The sequence below is a fragment of the Paraburkholderia sediminicola genome, assembly GCF_046027355.1.
Taxonomy (GTDB): domain Bacteria; phylum Pseudomonadota; class Gammaproteobacteria; order Burkholderiales; family Burkholderiaceae; genus Paraburkholderia; species Paraburkholderia sediminicola_B.
In genome coordinates this window covers 1-1392 of the sequence record NZ_JAQQEK010000104.1, presented here as the reverse complement: position 1 = coordinate 1392, position 1392 = coordinate 1, and the positions used below count along the sequence as shown (strand labels likewise).

At 67.8% G+C, this 1392-nt stretch carries 1 protein-coding gene; it reads right to left on the bottom strand.

Translation table 11 applies throughout. The features are described 5' to 3' along the window. The coding region (locus PQR42_RS45445; protein WP_408221492.1) for an NAD-dependent succinate-semialdehyde dehydrogenase at positions 1 to 1392 on the bottom strand (1392 nt) is incomplete at both ends.

Below are 1392 nucleotides of genomic sequence, written 5' to 3'. Positions count from 1 at the left end.
CTTCCATGGCTTCCGGACCGCCTTCCGAACCGTAGCCCGAATCCTTCACGCCGCCGAACGGCATTTCCGGCGACGGCGTGGCCGGCTGGTTGATCCACAGCATGCCGACTTCCAGTTGCTGCGACAGCAGATGCACGTTGGTGAACGACTTCGTGAACGCGTAGCCCGCGAGACCGTACGGCAGACGGTTGGCTTCGGCGATCGCTTCCTCGAGCTTGTCGAAGCCGCGAATCGCGGCGATCGGGCCGAACGGCTCGTTGTTGAACACGTCCGATTCGAGCGACACGTTGGTCAGCACGGTCGGCGCAAAAAAGTTGCCTTCCGAGCCCACGCGTTCGCCGCCGGTTTCGACCTTGGCGCCGGTCTTGCGCGCGTCGTCGAGCACCTTGCTCATTGCCGTGAGACGGCGTGCGTTGGCGAGCGGGCCGAGCGTGGTGCCCTCGGCGAGGCCGTCGCCCAGCTTGAGGCTTTCAGCGTGCTTGACCAGCGCCGCGGCGAATTCCTCGCGGATGCTGTTGTGCACCAGGAAGCGCGTCGGCGAGATGCAGACCTGGCCGGCATTGCGGAACTTCGCGCCGCCCGCGGCCTTCACGGCGAGCGCCACGTCGGCGTCTTCGGCCACGATCACCGGCGCATGACCGCCCAGCTCCATCGTCGCGCGCTTCATGTGCGCGCCGGCCAGTGCCGCCAGTTGCTTGCCGACCGGCGTCGAGCCGGTGAACGTGACCTTGCGGATCACCGGATGCGGAATCAGGTAGCTCGAAATCTCAGCCGGGTCGCCGAACACCAGGCCGACCGTGCCCGCCGGCACGCCGGCTTCGACGAAGGCCTGCAGCAGTGCGGCCGGCGACGCCGGGGTTTCTTCCGGCGCCTTGACGAGGAACGAGCACCCGCATGCGAGCGCGGCGCTCAGCTTACGCACCACCTGGTTGACCGGGAAGTTCCACGGCGTGAATGCCGCGACCGGACCGATCGGTTCCTTCAGCACCAGTTGCTGCGCCGCGAGATTGCGCGACGGCACGATCCGGCCGTAGACACGGCGGCCTTCGTCGGCGAACCATTCGATGATGTCCGCCGCCGCCAGCACTTCGACGCGTGCTTCGGCGAACGGCTTGCCCTGTTCCAGCGTCATCAGGCGGCCGATGTCCGAGGCGCGCTCGCGCACCAGCGCGGCGGCCTTGCGCATGGTCGTGGCGCGCTCGTTGGCCGGCACTTTGCGCCAGGCTTCGAAGCCGCGCTGCGCGGCGGCCAGCGCCCGGTCCAGATCGGCAATGCCGGCGTGCGCCACTTTGCCGATCGCCTTGCCGGTAGCCGGGTTGATGACGTCGAGGGTCTTGCCGCTGGCGGCGTCGCACCACTCGCCGTTGATCAGAAGTCGGGTATCGGTATAGC